9 protein-coding genes are annotated in these 6,868 nt (G+C 46.8%); 4 read left to right on the forward strand and 5 right to left on the reverse strand.

Going from position 1 to position 6,868, the window contains the following annotated elements; all coding sequences use genetic code 11:
• Window positions 1-58: 58 nt before the first annotated feature.
• Both QUB20_RS08380 and QUB20_RS08385 read right to left on the reverse strand, forming a co-directional pair.
• Window positions 59-916 carry an Hpt domain-containing protein gene (locus QUB20_RS08380; protein WP_333245547.1) on the reverse strand — a complete coding sequence of 286 codons (858 nt, stop codon included), beginning with the start codon at window positions 914-916 and terminating at the stop codon, window positions 59-61.
• A gap of 163 nt (window positions 917-1,079) precedes the next feature.
• Window positions 1,080-2,006: a DMT family transporter gene (locus tag QUB20_RS08385; RefSeq protein WP_333245550.1), complete on the reverse strand. Its 927-nt coding sequence runs from the start codon at window positions 2,004-2,006 to the stop codon at window positions 1,080-1,082.
• Window positions 2,007-2,236: 230 nt separating this feature from the next.
• Between QUB20_RS08385 and QUB20_RS08390 the strand changes: the two genes are divergently transcribed.
• Window positions 2,237-2,374 (forward strand): hypothetical protein, encoded by a 138-nt coding sequence (locus QUB20_RS08390; protein WP_333245553.1) that lies wholly within the window; start codon window positions 2,237-2,239, stop codon window positions 2,372-2,374.
• Window positions 2,375-2,456: 82 nt separating this feature from the next.
• Window positions 2,457-3,260 (forward strand): SDR family oxidoreductase, encoded by an 804-nt coding sequence (locus QUB20_RS08395; protein ID WP_333232102.1) that lies wholly within the window; start codon window positions 2,457-2,459, stop codon window positions 3,258-3,260.
• Window positions 3,261-3,372: 112 nt separating this feature from the next.
• Here the strand turns inward: QUB20_RS08395 and QUB20_RS08400 are convergent, their stop codons facing one another.
• The gene (locus tag QUB20_RS08400; RefSeq protein ID WP_333057415.1) at window positions 3,373-3,555 is read right to left on the reverse strand and encodes a hypothetical protein; all 183 of its coding nucleotides are present in this window, start codon (window positions 3,553-3,555) and stop codon (window positions 3,373-3,375) included.
• Window positions 3,556-3,570: 15 nt separating this feature from the next.
• On the opposite strand from QUB20_RS08400, the gene QUB20_RS08405 reads away from it, so the two are divergent.
• Window positions 3,571-4,578: an NAD(P)-dependent alcohol dehydrogenase gene (locus QUB20_RS08405; protein WP_333057417.1), complete on the forward strand. Its 1,008-nt coding sequence runs from the start codon at window positions 3,571-3,573 to the stop codon at window positions 4,576-4,578.
• A 61-nt stretch (window positions 4,579-4,639) separates the two neighbouring features.
• Here QUB20_RS08405 and QUB20_RS08410 read toward each other — a convergent pair whose 3' ends face one another.
• Window positions 4,640-5,449, reverse strand: coding sequence for a calcium-binding protein (locus tag QUB20_RS08410; RefSeq protein WP_333245556.1), 810 nt, complete (start codon window positions 5,447-5,449; stop codon window positions 4,640-4,642).
• A 198-nt stretch (window positions 5,450-5,647) separates the two neighbouring features.
• Here QUB20_RS08410 and QUB20_RS08415 point away from each other — a divergent pair, with 198 nt between their 5' ends.
• Entirely contained in the window at window positions 5,648-6,628 is a 981-nt protein-coding gene (locus QUB20_RS08415; protein WP_333245559.1) for an ATP-binding cassette domain-containing protein, read from the forward strand.
• On the opposite strand, the gene QUB20_RS08420 is transcribed toward QUB20_RS08415, so the two are convergent.
• A partial coding sequence (locus QUB20_RS08420) for a hypothetical protein (RefSeq protein WP_333245562.1) occupies window positions 6,570-6,868 on the reverse strand: 299 nt, incomplete at its 5' end. The two genes, QUB20_RS08415 and QUB20_RS08420, sit on opposite strands and share 59 nt — an antisense overlap.

Genomic DNA, 6,868 nt, shown 5'->3' on the forward strand with positions numbered 1-6,868 from the left:
GTTTCCGAAGATTTTTTCGAGAGGCAAATCGTGCTTCCGAGGGCTGAGTTTTCAGCGGTTATTCCGGTTCGCGATCGCGACAATCATCTGTTTCCGGGCCGCGGGGATGGATCGTGCAGTTGAGCAGGTAGCCCCCGTCGCTTCTGCCGTAATAGTAGCGGCATCCGATGCAAATTGCGGGAGGTTCGATCGCACTTTGGTAAAGCGGATAATCTCCAGTCGCCAGCAGCGAAAAGTCGCGCTGCGTCTGAACATTCCCGATAATAGCGCCGGAGAGTTCGACAGCTTGGCGGATGTTTTCGATCCTGGTGTAAGGCGGCAGGTAAATGTCAATACAAAGACGTATCCCCTGGCTATCCTGATCGTGGCGGGTAATAGTGCCTCCGAGCAAACCGACGCGCGAAGCGATAGTCGAGGAAAATTCGCTCAGGGAGGTGCAGTAACCGGAGAAAACGTGAATATGTTCGTCCGTAGTAGCTCTCACCGTCAGGCGAGTGGGAATTCGCAATCTCAGGTAAGCGTCGAGTTCGTCAAAAACTGGTTCGGCGATGGATAGCATTTGGTTTGCGTCTTCGTGCTTGAGCCCAAAACCCTTAGAAACCTTGGACACGAGGGCGGCTAAAATATCAAAAACTTCGGTTAAGAGCGATTGTAGCCTGCTATCAATGGCGATCGGACATTCTCTCAGCAGCTTTAAATAATCCTCCAACCGATGAGCCATGCGCTGAATGCTGCTAAATCCGAGCATAGCTGCTCCCCCTTTTATCGAGTGCGAGGCTCGGATGAGCTGGTGTATTCTTTGGGGATCTGCCAGGGTGTTTTGGATATCTTGCAAGCCTGGTTCGATAATTTGGATCTGTTCTGTGGCTTCTTCGATAAAGTAGCCGATGATCCGCTGTAGTTGTTCTGGCAGCATAATTTTATTCTCCTAAAGGCAACCGAGTATTATTAGTCATTAGTCAGACCTTTGATAGTTTGGAACTGATATTTAACTGACGAGTTATTTTTGTTTTTAAGCCCTGATTTGTTTTATTCTGACTCACGGCAACTGTAGTGGCAATGTCGAAAACTGTTAACTCTTAAGTGTTGAGTGTTATTTTTTTTGCTCCGACGGTAGCGATTGCTACACCCAACAACAGCACCGCAGCACCTGCGAGTACCGCCGGCGCCGGCATTTCCCCAAACAGCAAATAACCCAACCAACTCGCCGCCACCGGTTCAAACAAGATGGCAAGAGTTACCAGAGTTGGGGAAATCTGCATTACAGCCCAGTTCAAAATGGTGTGGCCGACTAACTGAGGCAAAGCTGCCGTTAACAAAATATAAAAATATACAATGTCGGGGTAATTAGTATAAGTAGTGCCGAAGGCGAAGGGGAGAGGCAGCAGGACGATCGCAGCAATAGTATAGGCGATCGCGATATAGCCACCAATTCCCAGTCCCCGGCGCTGAGCTTCCCGCCCCAGCAGCAAATACAAGCTGACAGCCCAGGAACCAGCCAGAGCAAGGAAATCGCCTAGCAGTTGGCTGCTGCCAGCATTAGCTGCGCCCGCACTTCCCAGAGCGATCGCCATTCCCCCAGTCAGGGCTATAGTAATGCCAGCGATCGACATTTTGCTGAGTTTTTCGCCGAACCAGAAGCGGGACAAAAGCGCTACCCAGACAGGATTAGTGGTGACAAGGGCTGTCGAGGCGGCGATCGAAGTATAAGAAAGTGAGGTAATCCAGAGAGCAAAATGCAGGGCGAGACACAAACCCGCAGTAGCAGCATAGCGCCGAGCTCCCGGTTGCAGGGTGTTCCACTGAATTTTCCGCCAAGCCGGAAGCAGAATTAAAGCAGATAAAGTCAGACGAGAGGCCGCGAGCACCAGACTGAAACCCAAACCGCCCGCCCCTGCTGAAAAGTTAGCCAGCCGAATTAAGATTGATGAAGTTGAGACGGCTAAAACGCCGATAATTAACACTAGGGCGATCGACCAATTAGGCGTTTGTTTCGGAAGATTCATTTTTTAGGCATTGGGCATTGGGCATTGGGCATTGGGCATTGGGCATTAGGAAAATTTACAAAGCAATTTTCGCACAAATTATGAATAATTTCTATTCTCTTCTTCTCCTCTCCTCTTCTCTCTTCCTTCCCTTCCTAGCGCTTACGCGCGGCTTCGCCTAACGCGCCTTCGCGGTTCGTTAAAACTGAGATGTTGCACCATTCTCAATAAGGCTTTTATGAACAGGCAAGATGCCTGTTCCACAAGAAAATTTATCTTTGGTGGAACGGGCATCTTGCCCGTTCTTGAGAATGGTGCAAGATGTGAGTTTAAAAAAAGCCTCATCGCAAATCACAGAAAATTGCTATACTCAAGAAATATTAATGTAGAGCGTGCCTAAAATTAGATTACCTCTGTTATAGTTTCAATACAGCCGGAAACGATTTCTCCACTTACAATTTATAACTATCTATGGCTCCTACAGTTTTGATTACAGGCGCTTCTCAAGGAAGCGGCAAAGCAACAGCAATTTTATTTGCAAGTAAAGGTTACGATGTAGTTATGGTAGCTCGCCAGCCAGAGAGATTGGCAGCAGCAGCGGCTCAAGTGCAGCGAGAAGGCACTTCCGCTGTAGCTATTCCGGGGGATGTTGGCGACATTCATCAAGTGCGGGCGATCGTCCAAAAAGCCCTAGATACCTGCGGCAACATCGATGTTTTAGTTAACAATGCTGGCATTTGTCTGACGGGGGCGATCGAGCACACTACCTCCGAAGACTGGCAGCAATTAATGAATACCAATTTTTGGGGATGCGTTAACACAATTCAAGAAATGTTGCCACATTTTTTGGAACGAAAAACCGGGACAATCGTCAATGTTGGTTCAATTGGTGGCAAAATGCCTTTGCCTCAAATGACTGCTTATTGTGCCAGCAAATATGCAGTAACAGGTTTAACAGAAACTTTGCGATTGGAATTAGCGCCTCAAGGTATTCACGTTTGCGCCGTGCATCCGGGCTTGATTAACAGCGATTTTTTAGAAAGAGCTCAATTTCGCGATCGAGACGAACCCGCAGTCGAATCGCGCCGCCAGCAAATGAGCAAAATGCTGAAATCTGAGTGGGCAACTCAGCCAGAAGATATTGCTAAAGCTATCTGGGATGCTGTGAAAAATCAGCGTGCAGAAGTTACCGTCGGCCCTGCTTTTTTGGCATCGGAAGCTTATCGGTTATTTCCCGGTTTGATGCAGTGGGCAATGGGAAATGGCAAGCTGTGAGACTAATTGGTAATTGCTATAGCAATCCTAAATGATTTGTGTAATTCTTGTAGGGGCAACCCCCCCGTGGTTGCCCCGATGCAGGCTGGGGTAGGCACTATTAGCACTACCCCTAAATATTTTTACAACTGATGCGAGGATTGCTATAATTGGTAATTGCTAATTGGTAAGGTGCGCCACAAGCACCAGACAAATTATTAGTAACGCGCATCATTTCTAGGGGTATGTTCACCTGAATATATACAACTAAAGAAAGAGACTGTGAAAGTCGATCGAGCACTATAATGGCAAACAAACCAGGAAATACACCATGCAAATCAAAGCACTTGCAGTTACAAAAACAGGCGGATTGCTTGAAGAATACAAATTCGATGTCGAACCTCCAAAAGTACATGAATGTATTATCAAAGTTTTAGCCTGCGGCATTTGTCACTCTGACTTGCACATGATTGACAATGACTGGGGTCAATCAAAATATCCCCTCGTTCCGGGCCACGAAGTTATCGGAGAAGTGGCAGAAATAGGGCCGCAAGTGACTCATTTAAAAGTGGGCGATCGCGTTGGTGTCGGTTGGCAAAGGTCGTCTTGTTTGCAGTGCCACGACTGCTTGCGCGGTAACGAAAATCTCTGCGATGAAAACCAGGGATTAATTGTTACAGGGCCGGGCGGTTTTGCCGATTATTTGATGGTAGATTCCCGCTTTGCTTTTCCTATTCCCAAAGGCATCGATTCCAACGTAGCGGGGCCGCTGTTGTGCGGCGGAATTACGGTTTACGCCGGTTTGCGAAATGCGGGGATGAGTTCTGGGCAAGAAATTGGCATTCTTGGCATCGGCGGTTTGGGACACATGGCGGTGCAATTTGCCAAAAAATTAGGCAACCGAGTTACAGTTTTTACTACTTCCCAAGATAAGGCAGAATTTGCACATAAAATGGGGGCGGACGAAGCTATTGTAGTAGGAAAAGGCGAAGTTCCTCAAGCCCCCAGCAGCAAATTAGATATTTTGTTGAGCACTGTTCCTGCTTCTTTAGATTGGGTTCCGTACATTGATTTTCTCGATTCTAACGGTGCGCTTGCTTTTGTGGGAGTTCCCGACGAACCTTTGAGCATTCCGTTATTTTCGCTGCTGGTAAAGCAACGCCGAATTGTGAGTTCTCTCATCGGCGGTCGCGCTATGATTAATGAAATGCTGGCAATTGCAGAGAAGTTTGAGATTGAGCCAATTGTCGAAGTTTTTGCGATCGCACAAGCGAATGAAGCAATGCAGAAAGTCCGGGACAATCAAGTGCGCTATCGCGCAGTTTTGACGATGAGTTAGATAATGGGTAATGGGTAAGGTGCGCCCGGTCGCACCCTACTAGAGATATATAAGCAACGAATTAAAGCAAAGAATTAGCATTAATAAAACGATCGTTTAAATCGGCTGGGGTCACATTCAACACAGTACCCAACAAAGCATTAGTAACACCGAATCTAATATTAGTAGCTTCCACACGGCCGTTGCCATCGGGATCTAGACTTCGCTGGGAGATGCCACCCTTGGCTAACAAACTCGTTCCCCCCGCGATAGTTGCAGGATTGATCAGCAGCAGTCTCGGATCGTTTAAGCTATAACTTACCTGTTCCAAAGAGATATTGCTGCTGGTAAATTCCACACTAATTCCAATCGAATCGTTAGACTTATCAAAATCCACAATTACCGCGTCTGGAACTTCAATTCCAAATACTCGGATTCCCGCTTGATCGACTCGAAAAACAAATACATCATTCCCTGCACCACCTTGGTAAATATCCACATCTCTGTCGCCAATTAAAGTATCATTACCGTCTCCGCCCACTAACAAATCAACACCTTGTCCTCCGCGCAACAAATCATTTCCCGCACCCCCATCAAGGAAATCGCTATTTCTATCTCCTGTCAAGAAATCGTCGCCAGTTTCTCCCAAAACATCGTCATCATCTTTGCCGGCGTAAATAGAATCATTGCCGACACCGCCTAACAGACTGTCTTTACCATCGTTGCCGAAAATCCGTTCTGCATCTGACGATCCCCTGACAGTATCATTGCCGCCCACCATCCAAAGTCCCCCAGGAAAACTAGCAAGTTGTCCTGGTGCAAGTGTAATATTTTCAGGAGAATTGTCTCCTACCAAACGAGAGATGCCTGAATTATCTGGGGTGAGTACCATAGTTGTAAACTTTGTGCGATGTGATTATGGATATTTTGCAATATTCTACAGTTTATTAGGGTGCGCCAGAACACAGTTACTTCCTGACTCGCGATCGAGCAATGGCTGGCGCACCCTACTAGATAGCTTGATCGCTCCATCTTGGCACAAGCCTGATGGAAATACCCTAGATTAAAATAAAAGTTAAAATTTGAGCCGATGCCAATTATCTTAGTTGAAGACTTGAGCAAAGTTTATCCAGTAGCGATTAAAGAACCGGGACTTAAAGGAACAGTGCGACACTTTTTTAGTCGCACTTACCGCAATATCAAAGCAGTTGAGGGCGTCTCTTTCAGTATTGAACCGGGGGAATTCGTGGGGTTTCTCGGCGCTAACGGTGCGGGCAAAACTACTACGCTGAAAATGCTGACGGGTTTGATTTATCCGTCTGCGGGTACGGTGAGTGTGTGCGATCGTACTCCTTTCCGTCGCGAAGCCGATTTTCTGCAAAAAATCACCTTAGTGATGGGGCAGAAACAGCAGTTAATTTGGGATTTACCTGTGCTTGACTCTCTGCGAATCAATGCCGCTGTCTACGGCATTCCCGATACAGATTATCGGCGGCGAGTCGGAGAATTAACAGAGATGCTGTCACTAGAAGGCAAGTTAAATCAGCCAGTACGAAAGCTTTCTTTAGGCGAACGCATGAAAGCTGAATTGATGGCGGCGCTGCTGCACCAGCCGGAGGTATTATTTTTAGATGAACCGACTTTAGGTTTGGATATAAACGCACAGTTTAGCGTCAGGCAATTTCTGCGAGAATATAACGAGCGCTATCAAGCAACGGTGCTGTTGACGAGTCATTACATGGCTGACATTACTGCTTTGTGCAAGCGCGTTTTGTTAATCCATGAAGGTCAATTAGTTTATGATGGCAGTTTGGACGGATTGCTCGACAGGTTTGCACCTTATCGGGAAGTTCAGGTAAAATTAGCTAAGCCGCTGGCAAAAGATAGTGCTTTTGCTTACGGGGAGGTAGAATCTATTGAGGGACAATCGGTGCGATTTTTGGTGAAAAGGGAAGAGCTGACGGTGAGCGTGGCGAAGATTTTGGCGGAGTTAGAAGTGATAGATTTGACTGTTACCGATCCGCCAATTGAAGAGGTAATTGGTAGAGTTTTTCGCACGGGAAAAGTGTAATGTTTTTGGCTGGGTTGATTCTCCATAGCAGGCAAGATATCTGTTCCACTAGATTTTCAATGTTTTGTGGAACGGGCATCTCGCCCGTTGCTAAAACAGAAAAATTGAACAGGCAAGATGCCTGTTCCACGAGAGTTTCAATATTTTGTGGAACGGGCATCTTGCCCGTTGCTAAAACAGAAAAATTGAACAGGCAAGATGCCTGTTCCACGAGAGTTTCAATATTTTGTGGAACGGGCA

This window comes from Microcoleus sp. B4-C2 (assembly GCF_036705265.1).
Taxonomy (GTDB): Bacteria; Cyanobacteriota; Cyanobacteriia; order Cyanobacteriales; family Microcoleaceae; genus Microcoleus.

What these genes read in the sequence shown, in the direction of transcription:
- QUB20_RS08405 (WP_333057417.1), top strand. Translation starts at nt 3,571, where the DNA reads ATGCAAATCAAAGCACTTGCAGTTACAAAAACAGGCGGATTGCTTGAA.
- QUB20_RS08410 (WP_333245556.1), bottom strand. Translation starts at nt 5,449, where the DNA reads ATGGTACTCACCCCAGATAATTCAGGCATCTCTCGTTTGGTAGGAGAC.
- QUB20_RS08390 (WP_333245553.1), top strand. Translation starts at nt 2,237, where the DNA reads ATGCCTGTTCCACAAGAAAATTTATCTTTGGTGGAACGGGCATCTTGC.
- QUB20_RS08395 (WP_333232102.1), top strand. Translation starts at nt 2,457, where the DNA reads ATGGCTCCTACAGTTTTGATTACAGGCGCTTCTCAAGGAAGCGGCAAA.
- QUB20_RS08380 (WP_333245547.1), bottom strand. Translation starts at nt 916, where the DNA reads ATGCTGCCAGAACAACTACAGCGGATCATCGGCTACTTTATCGAAGAA.
- QUB20_RS08385 (WP_333245550.1), bottom strand. Translation starts at nt 2,006, where the DNA reads ATGAATCTTCCGAAACAAACGCCTAATTGGTCGATCGCCCTAGTGTTA.
- QUB20_RS08415 (WP_333245559.1), top strand. Translation starts at nt 5,648, where the DNA reads ATGCCAATTATCTTAGTTGAAGACTTGAGCAAAGTTTATCCAGTAGCG.